This window comes from Burkholderia sp. LFS061 (genome assembly GCF_047978125.1).
In the GTDB taxonomy this organism is placed as follows: domain Bacteria; phylum Pseudomonadota; class Gammaproteobacteria; order Burkholderiales; family Burkholderiaceae; genus Burkholderia; species Burkholderia pyrrocinia_C.
In genome coordinates, this window is record NZ_JBFPFS010000007.1 from 129907 (window position 1) to 145784 (window position 15878).

Below are 15878 nucleotides of genomic sequence, written 5' to 3' on the forward strand. Positions count from 1 at the left end.
CGGTAATAGATGAACAATGGCGTCGGGGCGAGCCGTATCCGTGACGGGGTACCGCTGCACCGATGCAAATTCGTTTTTTTTCTCGACGAAAGCCGATTCTAACGAAGGCCGCCCGCAACCTGGCGCATATTTTGTCTGGTCTCGCGCGCACGCTTGAAGTTGCGCGGCGGCGGCCGGAGCGAAGCGCCGGCGGGCTGCGAAACGGCGCGCCCCCATGCGCGCGCAGCGACGGTATTGAACAGGAGATCGAGAACCACCGGGACGCCGGCCTGCAACACGGCGCCGACGTGATCGACGATCACATCCTTGATGCGCGTTGCACATCGGACATAGTCGTCGATCGACAGAATCTCGCCCGGATAGAGGCGAGCAAGCCAATCGTCTTCGCTGATCGGGATGGTCCGCTCGGCGCTTGCGAGCGTCGCGGTCAGCGTCGATTTTCCGGACGCGATCTTGCCGCATACCATGTGCAGCATGACCGCATCGTTCGATGCCGTCGCGCGATGCGTCGTTTCGGTCTGCCTTTCCAGGCTCTCCATCGATTGCCCGGAAAGCAAAAACCCGCCTTCCGGGCGGGTTGTGATGACATGCATTCAGTCGATGGCTACCCCGCCGGCAATATTGCGGCGCGTCCACGTCACGCCGCCCCGCCACTCTCCTTCGGAAACACCCCCTTGCTCATCGCATCCAGCTGCCGGACGATCTCCGAACGCAACTCGGCCGATACCTCGACGCTGTCGAGCAATTCCGAAATCCACAGCCCGTCGGCCGCGAGCCGGCAGATCATCAGCGTCGCCGCCCGCTCCAGCGGCACGGGATCGGGCCGCGTCCATTCCCGCATCGGCACCGACCATCGCGCGCGCGTCTCCTGCTCGGTAATCATCGACGCGACCAGCACGCGCAGCACATCGGTACTCGCCGCCGGATTGGCCGCGTCGAGCACCGCGTGCAGATAGGCCCGCGCCGCCGCGCCGTCGCCGCCGGGATCCGCCGCCGTCCGCGCGGCCATTTGCGCGGCGAACCGCTCGGTCGCCTGCCCGAACAGCGCATCCAGCAGCCCTTGCTTGTTCGCGAAGTGATATTGCAGCGCGCCTTTCGTCACGCCGGCACGCTCGGCCACCGCATCGAGCGTCAACGCCGCCACGCCGTGATGCGTCGCAATCTCGGATGCCGCCGCCAGCAATTGCGCGCGCACCTGATCCGGCGCTTTTTTCCGCCGCACGCCGGCAGCGGCGGCAGCCACCGGCACCGATGATCCTTCGGATGCCCGCACAGCGGCCGTTCCAGCCGGTTCGACAGGCGCGGACACGTCGTGCGGCGCAGGTTCAAGGCGTTTTTTCATGGTGCGGATGTTAGCACCCGAGGGTCTCGATATAAACATTCCGGCTGGATGGTATGATCCGCCGCATGAACAAACCCGCCCCTTCCCCCTGGTCAGCGCTCGACACCGCCATCGCCCGTGGACGCGACGCGCTCGTGCGTCTTCAGCAGCCCGACGGCAGCTGGTGTTTCGAACTCGAATCCGACGCGACGATCACCGCGGAATACATCCTGATGATGCATTTCATGGACAGGATCGACGACGTCCGCCAGCAGAAGATGGCGCGCTACCTGCGCGCGAACCAGCGGCTCGACACGCATGGCGGATGGGATCTGTACGTCGACGGTGCACCGGACGTGTCGTGCAGCGTGAAGGCGTATTTCGCGCTGAAGGCCGCCGGCGACAGCGAACACGCGCCGCACATGGCCCGCGCGCGCGACGCGATCCTGAAGCTCGGCGGCGCGGCGCGCTCGAACGTGTTCACGCGCATCCTGCTCGCGACGTTCGGCCAGGTGCCGTGGCGCGCGGCCCCGTTCATGCCGATCGAATTCGTGCTGTTCCCGAAGTGGGTGCCGATCTCGATGTACAAGGTCGCGTACTGGGCGCGTACGACGATGGTGCCGCTGCTCGTGCTGTGCTCGCTGAAGGCGCGCGCCCGCAATCCGCGCAACGTTTCGATCCGCGAGCTGTTCGTCACGCCGCCGGACCAGGAACGTCACTACTTCCCGCCCGCGCGCGGCATGCGCAAGCTGTTCCTCGCGCTCGACCGCACGGTCCGCCATCTCGAGCCGCTGATGCCGAAGCGCCTGCGCCGGCGCGCGATCCGCCAGGCGGAGGCGTGGTGCGCGGAACGCATGAACGGCGAGGACGGGCTCGGCGGCATCTTCCCGCCGATCGTGTACAGCTACCAGATGATGGAAGTGCTCGGCTATCCGGACGATCATCCGCTGCGACGCGATTGCGAAAACGCGTTGGAAAAGCTGCTGGTCGCGCGGCCGGACAGCAGCGTGTACTGCCAGCCGTGCCTGTCGCCGGTGTGGGACACCGCATGGAGCACGATGGCGCTCGAGCAGGCGCGCGGCGTGGCAGTGCCGGAAGGCGGCGAGCCGGCCGGCGCGCTGCGCGAACTCGACGAACGCATCGCGCGCGCGTACGACTGGCTGGCCGAGCGCCAGGTGAACGACCTGCGCGGCGACTGGATCGAGAACGCGCCGGCCGATACGGAGCCGGGCGGATGGGCATTCCAGTACGCGAACCCGTACTACCCCGACATCGACGACAGCGCGCTCGTCACCGCGATGCTCGATCGCCGCGGCCGCACGCATCGCAACGCGGACGGCACGAACCCGTATGCGCCGCGCGTCGCGCGCGCGCTCGACTGGATGCGCGGGCTGCAATCGCGCAACGGCGGCTTCGCGGCCTTCGACGCCGACTGCGACCGCATGTACCTGAACGCGATCCCGTTCGCCGATCACGGCGCGCTGCTCGATCCGCCGACCGAAGACGTGTCGGGCCGCGTGCTGCTGTGCTTCGGCGTGACGAAGCGCGCGGACGACCGCGCGGCGCTTGCGCGCTGCATCGACTACGTGAAGCGCACGCAGCAGCCCGACGGCAGCTGGTGGGGTCGCTGGGGCACGAACTACCTGTACGGCACGTGGAGCGTGCTGGCCGGCCTCGCGCTTGCCGGCGAGGACAAGTCGCAGCCGTACATCGCCCGCGCGCTCGACTGGCTGCGCGCACGGCAGCACGCGGACGGCGGCTGGGGCGAGACGAACGACAGCTACATCGACCCGAAGCTCGCCGGCACCAATTCCGGCGAGAGCACGTCGAACTGCACCGCGTGGGCGCTGCTCGCGCAGATGGCGTTCGGTGACTGCGAATCCGATTCGGTGAAGCGCGGCATCGCGTATCTGCAGTCGGTGCAACAGGACGACGGTTTCTGGTGGCACCGCTCGCACAATGCGCCGGGCTTTCCGCGCATCTTCTATCTGAAGTATCACGGCTATACCGCGTACTTCCCGCTGTGGGCGCTTGCGCGTTATCGGCGGCTCGCGGGCGCTGCGTCATCGCCGGGCTCGACCGTGCGCGGTACGATGGCAGTGGAAACAACCGACACGGCAGTCGCCTGAGCGACGCCGCGCCGGCGCGCTCCACTCCACCCAACTCGACGAAGCATGCCGATCATGATCGACGTTTCATCCATTACCGACGCGCTCACCCCGAGCGGCGAGCCGACGCAGTACCACGTGTCGCCCGAGAAGCTGATTTCGGGCGATCCGCTGCAAACGCTCACGCCCGGCTTCGCGAGCCCGTGCGGCCGTTTCTCGACCGGCATCTGGGAAAGCACGCCGGGTTGCTGGCACGTCGCGTACACCGAAGCAGAATACTGCGAGATCCTGGAAGGCACGTCCGTGATCACCGACCTGGAGGGCAACAGGAAGACCCTGCGTGCCGGCCATCGTTTCGTGATTCCGCCGGGTTTTCGCGGCACGTGGGAAGTCGTCGAACGCACGCGCAAGATCTTCGTCGCGTACGACGAACAACCGCCCGAGTAAGCGGCGGCGCTTCGTCCGCCGCCGGAGGCGTTACCGGCCGCCGCCGAGCGACTCGAGAATCCGGTATGCCGTCTTCACTCGATCCTCGATCGGGAAGCTGCGGTTCGCGAGCATCACGATCGCGATCCGCTTCGCGGGGACGAACGCGACATACGTGCTGAAGCCGTTGGTCGAGCCCGTCTTGTTGATCCATGTGTCCGGGTTCGGCGCGAGCGGCGGCTTGATCGCGCTGGCCGGCGTCGCATCGAACAGCATCTTCGGCGCGTTGCCTGCGAGCAGCGTCGGCAGCGCGACCGGATACGGATACTGCTCCCAGATCAGGTCCTGCGTCAGCGGCCCTGCACGGAAATAGCCGGTGTGCGTGCGCTCGATCGCGCGCTGCAGCCGCGGCGCCGTTTCGATCAGCCCCATGTTCGCCTGCACGAAACGCAGCAGGTCGGCCGCCGTGGTCCGGACGCCGTACGCCGGCTGCCACAGCATGCCGCCAGTCATCCGGATCGGCTTGCCGTCCTGCGTATAGCCCTGCGCATAATCGGCCGTGCGCGCATCGGGCACGTTGATATACGTGTGCGTCATCCCGAGCGCGGGAAAGAGCCGCTGCTCCATCAGCACCGAGAAATCGCGGTTCATCGCCTTCGCGGTGAGCCACCCGAGCATCCCGATCGCGACGTTCGAATACGTGCGGCGCGTGCCCGGCGCATACGCAGGCCGCCACGCGTCGAGATAGCGGATCAGGCCGGCATCGTCGCGGATGCTGTCGGGCACCTGCAGCGGCATGCCGCCGGGCGTGTGCGTACCGAGCTCGAGCAACGTCACGCCGCCGAACGGCTTGCCCTGCATTGCGGGCAGGTACTTGGCCGCAGGGTCCGACAGCGACAGCTCGCCGCCCTCCTGCGCATCGGACGCGAGCGTCGCGGTCAGCGTCTTGCTGACGGAGCCGATCTCGAACAGCGTGTCGCCGGTGACGGGCTTGCCGGTTTGCGTCGACATCACGCCGTAGTCGAACACGTAGGGCTTGCCGTCGGCGACGATGCCGATCGCCATGCCGGGAATGGCGTACTGCTTCATCAGCGGCGCGACATGGCGGGTCACGGTTGCGTGGATGTCGTTCTGCGTGAATGCGGCCGCGCGGCCGGCCATGGCGGTGGCGCACGCAGCGACGAACAGGGTCGCGGCGAAGCGTGTCGCGTCGAATCGCATGGTTGCGGTTCCTTTGATATCGGATGGTTGCATGAACAACGGATTCGGCCGCGCCGCGCGGAAATCGCGGCGGTCGGCCAGTCGAAGCATGACTATCCATTACCGGCCGGCCGCGCACAATCGACGATATGTTGCGCGAGCCTAAAGAAAAACTTATGAAATGCACGAAGCGCCGGATCGCACCGCTGCAACCCCGAATCGCTCGACGGTTTGCCGGAAAAACCTGTCGGTTTTAACGGCATTCAATCCGGCAGCCGAATGGCGCTGCATCGAAAATCGATGAAAAAGAGATAAGTCTTGTCAGATTGGCAAACGCCGGCGCGCCGCGCGATTGATTCGTCCGCGCGGATCGCAGTAAACTCGCGGCAGCAAAAAATAAAATTCGTCCTGAGAGAAACCATGAATCGCCATTCCTCGATCGCCCGCTCCCGCGTCATTGGCCGCCGCGCGGTCGCGTGATTTTCACGCGTCGACCGACCTGCATCGGGCACCCGCAATACCGCCGCGTATCGCGCCCGCATGCCCTCCAGCACGCAAGCCAAAAACCTCCAGGGTCCCGCCCGCGGACGCCCTGCCTGACCGGAGAGTGACCCCGTGACCGAAACCGTCGCCGCGTCCGCCTATCGGCCGCGCGATGTCGTCAACGCGCCCGACATCAAGGCGGCCATCGCGCGCCGCAGCGCCGAGCGCGGCGATCCGGCCGACATCCGCGCGTGGCTCGGCAACCATTTCTTCCGCTGGGTCGTCGGCGCGTTCGAGCAGGCGCGGCCGCTCGATTCGCTCGCCGATTACCGCGCGCTCGCCGGCGCCGACCGGCCTGCGCCCGACTGGCTCGTGCGCCGGTTCCGCACGCAACCGGCATCCGGCTGCGTCAACGGCGCGGCGGTCGAGCCGAAGCCGCTCTACTTCATCGATCCCGAGCACATGCTGCTGATCGACCGCGAGCGCGTGCTGGTCGAATTCCTGCGCTCACGCGCCGGCACGCGGCTCGCGCAGAAACTGCAGCGCATCACGTGCGCGATGGCGCTCGACATGCGGGAGCGCGAACACCAGCGGATGCAGGCGCGCCGCGACAAGGGCTGGGTGCCGAGCAGCGGCCTCGCGCTACGCGAGGTGCTGCGCACGCCGAACGGGATCGTCTTCGAATTCGCCGGCGATCATGCGGCGCTGCGCGAGGAGCTGGCTTACGAGTCGTACTACATGCAGCACTGTCTCGGCCAGTTCGCGGATCGCCGCCGGCTGCGCGGCGGGTACGGCGAGCAGTATGCGCAAGCCGCGCAGGACGGCCGGCTGCGCCTGTTCACGCTGCGCGGCGCGGGCAACCAGCCGCACGTGACGATCAGCCTGTCGGTGACCGGCGACGGCCTGCGCATCGACCAGATCAAGGGCAAGCAGAACCGCCATCCGGTGCGCCGCTATGCGGATGACGTGCGCCAGTTCCTGCGCACGCTCGCGCCGCGCGGCGAGCGTCATCCGGATTGCGAGGGCATGGGCCTCGTGTTCGAGCCGGACACGCCGGGCGCGGCCACCGGCGAATGGACCTTCGTCACCGACGTGCGCTCGCCCGACCATCTGCTGAGCGTAATGAGCGAGAACTTCCACCTGATCGAGCATTTCGCGCAGCCGCCGGCCGTGCTGCAATGGCTGCTGCTACGCAACGCGCCGTACGCGCTCGGTCAGCTTCGGCAAATCGACCCGGCCGTCGCAGCGGCCGCGCGCCACGCGTTGCCGGGCGATGCGCTGCCGGCCGCGCGCGAACCTGATGCACCTCGGGCAGCGGCCGCCTTCTCGATCGAGGGCATTCCGATCGATCCCGCGCTGTGCGCGGCGTTCGCGCTGCCCTCAACAGCGGCCGGGAGCCCGTCATGCTGAAACTGCTGATCGGCGCGGCCGTGCTGTGGCTCGTGCGGTACGTGTGGCGTTCGTTGCGAATCGCCGCGCGGATGGTGCGCGAAGTCGACGCCGACCAGGCCGCGGGCACCGACCGCGCGGTGCCGGTCCGGCAGACCGCCGCGGTTTCGTTCGCCCGCACGCTCGCCGACCAGGCGCCGCCGAATCGCCGCCGCTGGTCGCTCGCACTTGCCGACATCCTGCTGATCCGCAACGGGCTGCGCTGCGATTGCGACGACCTCGTGTACGCGCTGCCCGACACGCAGCGCGAACAGCTCGCCCGCCAGTTGCGGCGCGAACTCGACCTGCCGGCCGACCTGCCCGAGTGGCAGATCGTGCAGCGCGTTGCGCCGATCCTCGCGGGCTGGATACGCGGTGTCGGCCGCTCGCACGAAGGCTTCTACGAACAGCTTGCGGCCGTCGGGCGCGTGCGCGACGCGCTGGCGTTCGATTGCGCGCGCACCGCGTTTCTCGTGCGCTGCATCGCGCTGCTCGGCTGGGCGTCCGAACAGCAGGCGTGGGTCGTGCTGCTGCTCAATGCGCAGCGCGCGCAGGACAGCTTCGACAGCTGGGAAGACTTCGGGCTCGCGTATGCGCGGGCGCGCCAGCACTGGTTGCGCGGCAGCGGCCAGAACGGCCCCGCGTCGTCGCGCGCCACGCAGGAAGTGCGCGAGCACCTGCGCAATCCGTCCGGAAACTGGCTTTCGCTGCCGTGGAAGCGCTACCGCATCTTCGATCCCCAACCCGTTTCGTCATGACCGCCGACCCCGACATGTCCTCAGCCCCCGCCGACCTGATTCCGCCCGCGAAGTCCCGATGGTTCATCTGCGACGTCGACGCGCTGCTGCGCGCGGACGATTTTGCCGCCCTCGACACGCAGCTCGACGCCGCGCTCGCCGCCAGCTTCGCCGACCGCACGGCCGAAGCGCTGTACGTCGACGCGCTGCCGGCCGACGTGCAGCCGTGCATCGAAGCCGGCGCCGAAGGCCTCGCGCGCCTGCGCGCCTGGCAGGCCGCGAACCCGAAATCCGCGCACGCGTGGCTGTGCGAGGCGCATTACTGGCACCACTGGGCGTACGAGTACCGCGGCTCCGGCTGGGCCGAGACGGTGACAGAAACCGGCTGGATCTGCGCGCATGCGTGCGCAACGCTGACGATCGTCGCCGCGCTGCGCGCGCTCGTGCTCGCGCCGACGATGTGGAGCGCGCCGAAGGTGATCTTCACGAGCGTGTCGTCGTTCGACGAACCCGAGTGGCTCACGCAACTCGTGCAACAGCGGCGCTGGCCCGTGACCGAGCTGCACCTGAACGTCGGCGCCCACGACGAGGCCACTCGCGCCGAACTGCAGGGCATGCTCGCGCGTTCGGGGCTGAACCCCGGCGTACCCGTCGCCTGCCCTGCGGAATTTCCGGAAGCGCTGCCCGGCCCCGTCCAGGGCAAGAAGCTGCGCAAGGGCAAGTGGTACTGGATGGAAGCGACGCTGCACATTCACCCGCACCAGTTTTTCCCGATGCGCACGTTCATCTGGTACATGCAGCCGCGCTGGGGCGGCTCGCACGACCACGTCCGCGCGTTCGTCGATTCCGACGCGTGCGCGCACCTCGACGCGGTCGAGAAGGACCGGCTGCGCCACGAGATCTGGCGCGACGACCATATCGGCAATACGCTCGATTCGAATGACGACGACGACGATGCACGCCGCGCGATGGCCGCGACGCTCGCGCGGGCCAAGGCCGCGCTGCATCCGTATCACCGCTGGGAAACGCTGCACTGGCTCGCGCACAGTCATTTCATGCGCAGCGAATACGAGCAGGCTTACGCGCGCCTGCGGGAAGCCGAGCGCGATCAGCCGATCGACGACAACCACGCGATGGCAATGGGCGTACGGCTCGCGCTCGACCTCGATCCGCAGGGCACCTGGCTGACCGGCGCGATCGAACGCGCATCGGATGCGCGTGCATGCACGTCGGCGATGATCCTGCGCGGCTACGCCCATCGCACCGGCACGTTCGGCTTCGCGCAGGACGACGCACGCGGCGATGCGTGGCTCGAAGCCGCGCGTGTGAACGAGCCGGGCTCGCTCGCATGGAACCAGCTCGCGTCGGCGATGCGCGACGAAGGCCGTCGGCCCGCCGACGCCGTCGCGCTGTGCGAGCTCGGCCATGAAGCGGGCGGCGATTCGTGCGGCTACCTGCTCGGCTGCTTCTACGAAGACGGCATGCACGTCACGCAGGATCTGTATCGCGCCGCCCATTACTTCCGCGAGTCGGTCGACGACGGCGGCAACATGGCCGCGTACAAGCTCGCGTTTGCGTACTATCACATCGCGGGCGCCAGCAAGGACGAAGCCGAACGCACGCGCATGCAGGTCGAAGCCGTCGAGGCCGCGCGCATGGCGCACGAGATGGGGCATACCGAGGGCCTCGAGACGATGCTGATGTTCATCGCCGACGTCGACGATCTCCCGTCGCGCCATCGTTACGTCGACGAACTGCGCCGCCATGCGGAAGACGGCCATCCGGCGGCGATGGCCGCGTTGTCGTCGATCCTGGCCGACAGCCGCGACAAATCGCTCTACAACTATCGCGAAAGCGTGCGCTGGATCATGGGCGCCCAGGCGATCGCGCCGGACGACGAATACGTGCGCAACATCACGCGCCTGCGTCACGAGGACGGCATGCTCGGCAAGCTGCTGTACAAGCTGCACCGCAAGCAGATCAAGGCGCACGAGATTCCCGGCAACGACAACGCGATGGTCTGAGCACGGGCGACGAACGCGCGCACCCATCGACGGCGCGCGCGGGCCGCACGAGCGGTCAGCCCGGCAGCCGGTCGAGGAAGGCCAGCATCGCCGCGTTGAATCGCGCGGGCCGCTGCAGCGGCGCGAAGTGGCTCACGCCGGGCAGGATCGTCAGCGTCGCGCCCGGAATCGTGCGCGCCAGATACGCCGCATGCTCGGGCCGGATGAATTCGTCGTGCTCGCCCTGTACGATCGTCACCGGCACCGCGATCGCCGCGAGATCCTGTGCGCTGTAATTCGGTTGCGTGCGCATCATTTCGCTGACGGCCGAAACGAATGCATCGAACTGGTCCGGCGTTGCGGACAGTTGCGCATAGTCCTTCCGGTGGCGCGCGAAGCAGCGGTCGATCAGCGGGCTCGGCACCATCTCCTTCGTGCCGCCCGGGTCCATGTTGCACGCGAAGAAGAACACGCCGGCCGCGCGCTCCGGCACACGGGCCGCCAGCACGAGTGCGGTGCATGCGCCGTCGCTCCAGCCGACGAAGCGTGCGCGGTCGACGTGCAGCGCGTCCAGGACCGCAAGCACGTCCGACGCCATGCGTTCATAGGAATACGGTTGGTCGTCGCGCGTGCTGCGGCCGTGGCCGCGGCTGTCGATCAGGATCGCGCGGTAGCCGGCCGCGAGCAGCGCCGGCACCTGGTTGCCCCAGTTGCCGCCGTGGCCGAGGCCGCCGTGCAGCAGCACGACGGGCGGGCCGTGGCCGAACGACGCGTGCCAGATGCGCGCGCCGTCGTGTTCCAGCCATCCTTGCGCATCGGCCGCCGGCAGCGGCGTGTCGCCGTGCGCGTCGAAGCGGACGAGTTCGTCGTCGTCGAGTTCCGCATGCATCGTTCTGCCGTCCTTTCGAGGGAGACGAGCTTGCGATTGTAATGCGCGCGGCCGACGCGGCATTGACGGCCGCGCGCAGCCGGAAACCGTCAGGCCTGCGTCGACACCAGCCCGCCCGCCGACGAGCCGCCCGACTTCTCGATCGCCGCCGACAGCTGCGAGATCGCCGTCGCCAATGCCGCCGAGATCGCGCTGGCCTCCGCGCTCAGCGACTGCTGTTCGACCGCCGCGGCCGGGTCGTCCTTAGCGCGCTGGGCGGCGCTCGCCATTTGCCGCTCGAGCGTCGCGAGCTGCTTCTGCAGCCGTTCGATCAGCGCCTTCAACTGGCTGACTGCCGGGCTTTCCGACGACGCGCCCGATGCGCCGAGCGTTTCGCCGGTGCCGCCGGTCGAACTCTTCGCGCCGGTGGTACTCGTCGTGCCGGTGGTACCCGCGGTATCCGTTGCGCCGTCGGCGGATGATGTCGTGGCCGATGCGCCCGGCGCGTTTGCTGTAACGCTGCCGTCCGCCAGTGGGGATCGCGCGGTCGTGGAAAAATCGATCTGCATCGTGTCGGTCCGTATGTCGGTAAACAAGTCGTGACGGGGTGGCATGAAATGCCTTCCGACTCGTTTACGTCATTCGTCACACGAAACTTGAGTATCGGGGTCGGACGGATTCCGCGGTTTCCGCGGTAGATCGCGGCACTCAAGTCGCGAAAGGGCCAGATTAGCGGCGAAACGACGCTGGTAAAATTGCCGTTTCGCCGGGCGGATCCGCGCGTCGACGGCCTGCGGGCACGGTCGCGCAACGCCGCCGGGTTCGACTCCCGCCCTTCCGGGCGTGGCACGTGAGCGTGCCGCGCCGCCGTCGCGGCTTCGCGGGTCACCCTCTCCGTCCGCCTTCGTGCACCGCTCGCCGGGCGGCGCCCACTTCATTACGCATTCGAGGAACAGACGATGGCCCGCATCGGCGCCTTCTGCATCACGACGTGGCTTGCCGCCGCGATTCTCTACTTCGGCCAGCATTCCGTTGCGATGATCGCGCTCAGCGGTGTCGTCGTATTCGGCGGGTTCGATCTGCTGCGGCCGTAACGCGCATCGACAGGCGCCTGGAAAATCCGGGCGCCGCATGAATGCACGGAGGTGAACGAACCGGCGCCCCGCGCGTCAGCGCGGCAACGTCCTCAACGAAGACGGCCCGCCGGTCAGCGCGATACGCTTGCCCGTATCGCGCAGCTTGCCGCCTTCCACCGCATAAAGCGCAAGCTGCCGTTCGACGTTGAACTGCACGATCACGTGCCGGTTGTCGGCGGTAAACACGATGCCCTGCGCGGCTTCGCCGCCGGGCAACTCGTTGGTCTGCACGGCGTGCCCGTCGCGGATCTCGAACAGCAGCACCTTGCCGAGCTTGCGGCGGCCCGGATTATCGGACGTCAGGTTCGAGCCGTCCATCGCCTGCACGGCGATCCATTTCCCGTTCGGCGAAATCGCGACGCCTTCCGGCAGCGACGGCACCGTCAGGTACTGGACCGTCCGGAACGGCACGCGCGACACGTCGATCAGCGCGACCGTATCGGCGTCGCCCGCGAGCGTGCCCGTATAGCCCGGCAGCCCCGCGAGCCCGACGTTGCTGACGACCGCCCAGCGGTTGTCGCTCGACACGTCGATCGTGTAAGGCGCGACGCCCGTGCTCAGGCGCGTGCCGCTGTCGGTCACCTTGCCGTCGTCGACGTTCAGCACCGCGACGCCCTGCTCGTCGCGCAGCGACACGAGCGCATGCTTGCCGTCGTGCGTGAAGCTGATCCCTGCGAGCCGCTTCTTGCCAATCTTAAGGTTGCCGTCGAGCGTCACGTGCGTGTCGTCGATGCGCAGGATCGATACGCTGCCGTCGACATTGGCGACAAGCGCGAGCCGGCCCGAACGGTCGATCGCGATCCCTTGCGGATGCGTGCCAAGCTCGATGCGCGTGATCGCGGGCGGTGCGGCGTCGAGATTCACGACCTGCAGGAACGTGTCGAACAGGAGCTGCTTCGCGGCCGCGTCGTAGCGCGTCGGCGCGCCGACGAGCGCGAGCTTCGCGTCGGGCGTGATCGCGACGGCCTGCGGCGGCCCCTGGATGCCGTTCTCGACGTCGACCTGCAATGCGACTTTCGGCGGGAACGTGCTGGCGTCGAGCAGCGTCAGCGTGTCGGCGGGAGGTGAGGCGAGGAAGGTGTCGCGGCCCTCGACGCGCTGGTACTTGCCGTCGTTGCCGGACACGATCCAGTCGGCGGCGTGCACGGCGACGGCCGTCGTGGCGAGGGTCAGCGCGGCGAGCAGGCGCGCGCTGCGCAGGCGGAAAGGATTCGAATGCATGGCGGTCGATTCTCCGGATCGGTTGCGGACGCAATGGATTGCACGACCCTGCTGCTCGACGGGCCGCTGCCATCGCATGATGCCCGAAAGCGTGCGAATCCGGCGTCTCGCACCCCGCTCCGTCAGGCCGCCGGTGACGCGCCCGGCCCCCACCGATCGACGTTGTCGAGCGGATACACGGGCCGCGCGAGCCGCTCGTAGCGAAACAGCCCGTAGTCCGAGCCCGTCACGCCGCAGCTGTCGCATTCGACCAGCGCGGCTGCGATCGGCACGAACACCGGCCGGCAATACATCCGCGATTTCAGCAGCAGGAAGCGCGCACGGCGCGGATCGACGCCGACGCTCTCGAACACGCCGAGATCCCACGGCTCCTGCGTGCGCTCGGTAACGACGAGCGTCGCCGCGCCGATGTCGAGCACCGCCGTGCGGCCCATGTACGCGCGCTGGCCCGTATAGGTCGGCCCCGTGATCACGTATTCGCCGTCGGTAATCGCGCGCACGACGCCAGTCGCGCGAAACGGCTCGCGCCGCACGCCGCCGTGCGACGGCAGCCGGTTGCCGACCGGCACCGTGACGGTCGCGCCGACACCCGCATCGATCAGCGCCGCGACCGCTTGCGGGTCGCACAGCGGCCCGCTGACGATCCCGTCGAGCCCCTGCGCGAGCGCTTCTTCGAGCAGGTCCATCGTGTCGCACGGGCCGCCCGACATGCAGTTGTCGCCGTGATCGAGCATCAGCACCGGGCGGTCCGCGCCGCGCGCGAGCGCCGCGGCCTGCGCGACCGACTCCGCGAGCGGCGCGCTGCGGTAGACGAATTCGTCGCGTGCCTCCCAGATCTGCCGCGCGATACGCTCGGCGACGGCATCGGCCACCGCGCGATCAGCGTCGCCGACCACGACGACGCTGATGCACGGCGCGGGAATGTCCGCGAGCGAGAAACCCGAAAGCACCGACACGGCGAGCACGCCGCCGGCCTCGGCCTCGGCCGCGCGCGCGGCCTCCACCGCGCGCCTCATCGCGCCTTCGGCGCTCGCGCTGCGCAGCGTCGACGTCATCAGCGGCGGTTGCCGCCACGCAAGCACCGGCCGCGCGCGACCATGAAGCCGGTCGAGCAGCACGCGCGCCGCATGCTCGCCCGTCTCATACATGTCGACATGCGGATAGGTCTTGAAGCTGACGATCACGTCCGCGTGGTCGATCATCTTCTGCGTGACGTTCGCATGCAGGTCGAGTGCGACCGCGATCGGCGCGTCGGGCAGCGCCGCGCGCACGCGCGCGAGCAGGTCGCCCTCGCCGTCCGCGCTCTGCTCGGCGACCATCGCGCCGTGCAGGTCGAGCATCACCGCGTCGCAGCCGGGCGCGGCCGCGACGATCGCCTCGCAGATCGCCGCATACGCATCGGCCGCAACCGGCCCGCTCGGGTTCGCGGCCGCCGACACCGGCGTCACGATTTCAGCGCCTTCACGCGCGGCCGCATCGATGAACGCGGCCATCGCGGTACGCATCCCGTGGTTCGCGCGATACGCGTCGTCGCCCCAATCGGGGCCGTTGCGGCCGAACGCGGCAAGCGGCGTCGGCACCGGCGAGAACGTGTTGGTCTCGTGGTTCATCCGGGCGATCAGGATCTTCATCGTGCGCCACCTTCCGCGACCCCGGCAGCGCCCAGCATCGCCTGCAGCAGCACGTTGCAGCCGGCTTCCAGATGCACCGGATCGGCGTCCTCGATCTCGTTGTGGCTGATCCCGTCCTTGCACGGCACGAAGATCATCGCGGTCGGCGCAACGCGCGCGAGATACACGGCGTCGTGGCCCGCGCCGCTGATCACGTTCATCGACGACAGCCCGAGCGCGCTCGCGCCGGCCCGAACCTGCCCGACCAGCGTCGCGTCGAACGGCTGCGGCGGGAAGTACACGACCTGCTCGACGTCGATCCGCATGCCGGCCGATGTGCCCAGGTCGGCGCACGTCGCGCGCAGTTGCGCATCCATCGCCGCGAGCGTCGCATCGTCGGCCGCGCGCAGGTCGACGGTCAGCGTCACGCGGCCCGGAATCACGTTGCGCGAATTCGGGTACACGTCGACCCAGCCGACCGTGCCGCGTCCGTGAGGCGGATGCGCGCGCGCGATGCCGTTCACCGCGCGCACGAGATCGGCCGCGACCAGCAGCGCGTCGCGCCGCAGCTCCATCGGCGTCGGGCCCGCGTGCGCCTCCATCCCGTGCACGGTGACGTCATACCAGCGCTGCCCGAGCGCGCCCTCGACCACGCCGATCGTCGTGTCGTGCGCCTCCAGCACCGGCCCCTGCTCGATATGCGCTTCGAAATACGCGCCGACCGGATGCGCGTCGCGCCCACCGTCCACATCGCCCGCATAGCCGATCGCGACGAGCGCGTCGCGCACCGACACGCCGTCGCGGTCACACTGCGCGAGCGCATGGTCGAGCGTGAACGCACCCGCGAACACGCCGGAGCCCATCATCACGGGCACGAAGCGCGAGCCTTCCTCGTTGGTCCAGACGGCGACCTCGAGCGGCGCACGCGTTCGCACGCCCGCGTCGTCGAGCGTGCGCAGCACTTCGAGGCCCGCAAGTACTCCGTAGTTGCCGTCGAACTTGCCGCCGGTCGGCTGCGTGTCGATATGGCTGCCCGTCGTCACGGGCGGCAGGTCGTCGCGTTCGCCCGCACGCCGCGCGAAGATGTTGCCGATCGCGTCGACACGCACCGTGCAGCCGGTTTCCTTCGCCCATGCGACGAACAGGCTGCGCGCCTCGCGATCGAGTTCGGTGAGCGCGAGTCGGCACACGCCTCCTTTGTCGGTCGCGCCGATCCGCGCGAGACGCATCAGGCTGTCCCACAGCCGCGCGCCGTCGACGCGCAAGCCGGACGCCGCGACGCCCGGTGTCGAATCCTGAACTTGCATCGATGGAATTCCTCGCAATGAAAAGGCACG

General features: G+C 68.4%; 15 protein-coding genes. 6 read left to right on the plus strand and 9 right to left on the minus strand.

What is annotated here, in order from left to right:
- Positions 1–98: 98 nt before the first annotated feature.
- Both ACNQQL_RS08880 and ACNQQL_RS08885 read right to left on the minus strand, forming a co-directional pair.
- Positions 99–593 (minus strand): ATP-binding protein, encoded by a 495-nt coding sequence (locus tag ACNQQL_RS08880; RefSeq protein WP_347063879.1) that lies wholly within the window; start codon positions 591–593, stop codon positions 99–101.
- Positions 594–637: 44 nt separating this feature from the next.
- Positions 638–1342: a TetR/AcrR family transcriptional regulator gene (locus ACNQQL_RS08885; protein ID WP_072440471.1), complete on the minus strand. Its 705-nt coding sequence runs from the start codon at positions 1340–1342 to the stop codon at positions 638–640.
- Positions 1343–1395: 53 nt separating this feature from the next.
- Here ACNQQL_RS08885 and shc point away from each other — a divergent pair, with 53 nt between their 5' ends.
- Entirely contained in the window at positions 1396–3450 is a 2055-nt protein-coding gene (gene shc, locus ACNQQL_RS08890) for a squalene--hopene cyclase (RefSeq protein WP_347063880.1), read from the plus strand.
- Between the two features lie 54 nt (positions 3451–3504).
- A complete protein-coding gene (locus ACNQQL_RS08895; protein WP_239483149.1) occupies positions 3505–3876 on the plus strand; it encodes a cupin domain-containing protein in 372 nt (123 codons plus the stop codon).
- A gap of 30 nt (positions 3877–3906) precedes the next feature.
- Here ACNQQL_RS08895 and ampC read toward each other — a convergent pair whose 3' ends face one another.
- Together ampC and ACNQQL_RS08905 are read right to left on the minus strand one after the other, a co-directional pair.
- On the minus strand, positions 3907–5076 hold the full coding sequence (gene ampC, locus ACNQQL_RS08900; RefSeq protein WP_347063881.1) for a class C beta-lactamase: 1170 nt from the start codon (positions 5074–5076) through the stop codon (positions 3907–3909).
- A 242-nt stretch (positions 5077–5318) separates the two neighbouring features.
- A complete protein-coding gene (locus ACNQQL_RS08905) occupies positions 5319–5609 on the minus strand; it encodes a hypothetical protein (RefSeq protein WP_347063882.1) in 291 nt (96 codons plus the stop codon).
- 61 nt (positions 5610–5670) lie between these two features.
- Here ACNQQL_RS08905 and ACNQQL_RS08910 point away from each other — a divergent pair, with 61 nt between their 5' ends.
- Genes ACNQQL_RS08910 through ACNQQL_RS08920 form a run of 3 tightly spaced genes read left to right on the plus strand, consistent with a single transcriptional unit; the run spans position 5671 to position 9727 of the window.
- Complete coding sequence (locus ACNQQL_RS08910; protein ID WP_072440462.1) at positions 5671–6948, plus strand: hypothetical protein; 1278 nt, start codon at positions 5671–5673, stop codon at positions 6946–6948.
- A complete protein-coding gene (locus ACNQQL_RS08915) occupies positions 6942–7724 on the plus strand; it encodes a DUF1266 domain-containing protein (protein WP_347063883.1) in 783 nt (260 codons plus the stop codon). Before ACNQQL_RS08910 ends, ACNQQL_RS08915 begins: the two co-directional genes overlap by 7 nt.
- 14 nt (positions 7725–7738) lie before the next feature.
- Positions 7739–9727 (plus strand): DUF4034 domain-containing protein, encoded by a 1989-nt coding sequence (locus tag ACNQQL_RS08920; RefSeq protein ID WP_347063884.1) that lies wholly within the window; start codon positions 7739–7741, stop codon positions 9725–9727.
- A 55-nt stretch (positions 9728–9782) separates the two neighbouring features.
- On the opposite strand, the gene ACNQQL_RS08925 is transcribed toward ACNQQL_RS08920, so the two are convergent.
- Together ACNQQL_RS08925 and ACNQQL_RS08930 are read right to left on the minus strand one after the other, a co-directional pair.
- Positions 9783–10595 (minus strand): alpha/beta hydrolase, encoded by an 813-nt coding sequence (locus ACNQQL_RS08925; RefSeq protein ID WP_347063885.1) that lies wholly within the window; start codon positions 10593–10595, stop codon positions 9783–9785.
- Positions 10596–10684: 89 nt separating this feature from the next.
- A complete protein-coding gene (locus tag ACNQQL_RS08930; protein WP_347063954.1) occupies positions 10685–11143 on the minus strand; it encodes a hypothetical protein in 459 nt (152 codons plus the stop codon).
- Positions 11144–11533: 390 nt separating this feature from the next.
- On the opposite strand from ACNQQL_RS08930, the gene ACNQQL_RS08935 reads away from it, so the two are divergent.
- Entirely contained in the window at positions 11534–11668 is a 135-nt protein-coding gene (locus tag ACNQQL_RS08935) for a hypothetical protein (protein ID WP_006405345.1), read from the plus strand.
- A 75-nt stretch (positions 11669–11743) separates the two neighbouring features.
- Here the strand turns inward: ACNQQL_RS08935 and ACNQQL_RS08940 are convergent, their stop codons facing one another.
- The 3 genes from ACNQQL_RS08940 to ACNQQL_RS08950 all read right to left on the minus strand — a co-directional run bounded on the left by ACNQQL_RS08940 (position 11744) and on the right by ACNQQL_RS08950 (position 15848).
- Positions 11744–12931, minus strand: coding sequence for a beta-propeller fold lactonase family protein (locus tag ACNQQL_RS08940; protein WP_347063886.1), 1188 nt, complete (start codon positions 12929–12931; stop codon positions 11744–11746).
- 122 nt (positions 12932–13053) lie between these two features.
- Positions 13054–14562 carry a M81 family metallopeptidase gene (locus ACNQQL_RS08945; RefSeq protein WP_347063887.1) on the minus strand — a complete coding sequence of 503 codons (1509 nt, stop codon included), beginning with the start codon at positions 14560–14562 and terminating at the stop codon, positions 13054–13056.
- On the minus strand, positions 14559–15848 hold the full coding sequence (locus ACNQQL_RS08950; RefSeq protein ID WP_347063888.1) for a Zn-dependent hydrolase: 1290 nt from the start codon (positions 15846–15848) through the stop codon (positions 14559–14561). Before ACNQQL_RS08950 ends, ACNQQL_RS08945 begins: the two co-directional genes overlap by 4 nt.
- Between the last annotated feature and the right edge of the window lie 30 nt (positions 15849–15878).

Excerpts from the sequence above, each read along its gene's own strand:
- ACNQQL_RS08920 (WP_347063884.1), top strand. The coding sequence starts at position 7,739 with ATGTCCTCAGCCCCCGCCGACCTGATTCCGCCCGCGAAGTCCCGATGG.
- shc (WP_347063880.1), top strand. The coding sequence starts at position 1,396 with ATGATCCGCCGCATGAACAAACCCGCCCCTTCCCCCTGGTCAGCGCTC.
- ACNQQL_RS08935 (WP_006405345.1), top strand. The coding sequence starts at position 11,534 with ATGGCCCGCATCGGCGCCTTCTGCATCACGACGTGGCTTGCCGCCGCG.
- ACNQQL_RS08930 (WP_347063954.1), bottom strand. The coding sequence starts at position 11,143 with ATGCAGATCGATTTTTCCACGACCGCGCGATCCCCACTGGCGGACGGC.
- ACNQQL_RS08950 (WP_347063888.1), bottom strand. The coding sequence starts at position 15,848 with ATGCAAGTTCAGGATTCGACACCGGGCGTCGCGGCGTCCGGCTTGCGC.
- ACNQQL_RS08945 (WP_347063887.1), bottom strand. The coding sequence starts at position 14,562 with ATGAAGATCCTGATCGCCCGGATGAACCACGAGACCAACACGTTCTCG.
- ACNQQL_RS08895 (WP_239483149.1), top strand. The coding sequence starts at position 3,505 with ATGATCGACGTTTCATCCATTACCGACGCGCTCACCCCGAGCGGCGAG.
- ampC (WP_347063881.1), bottom strand. The coding sequence starts at position 5,076 with ATGCGATTCGACGCGACACGCTTCGCCGCGACCCTGTTCGTCGCTGCG.
- ACNQQL_RS08880 (WP_347063879.1), bottom strand. The coding sequence starts at position 593 with ATGCATGTCATCACAACCCGCCCGGAAGGCGGGTTTTTGCTTTCCGGG.
- ACNQQL_RS08885 (WP_072440471.1), bottom strand. The coding sequence starts at position 1,342 with ATGAAAAAACGCCTTGAACCTGCGCCGCACGACGTGTCCGCGCCTGTC.
- ACNQQL_RS08915 (WP_347063883.1), top strand. The coding sequence starts at position 6,942 with ATGCTGAAACTGCTGATCGGCGCGGCCGTGCTGTGGCTCGTGCGGTAC.
- ACNQQL_RS08940 (WP_347063886.1), bottom strand. The coding sequence starts at position 12,931 with ATGCATTCGAATCCTTTCCGCCTGCGCAGCGCGCGCCTGCTCGCCGCG.
- ACNQQL_RS08925 (WP_347063885.1), bottom strand. The coding sequence starts at position 10,595 with ATGCATGCGGAACTCGACGACGACGAACTCGTCCGCTTCGACGCGCAC.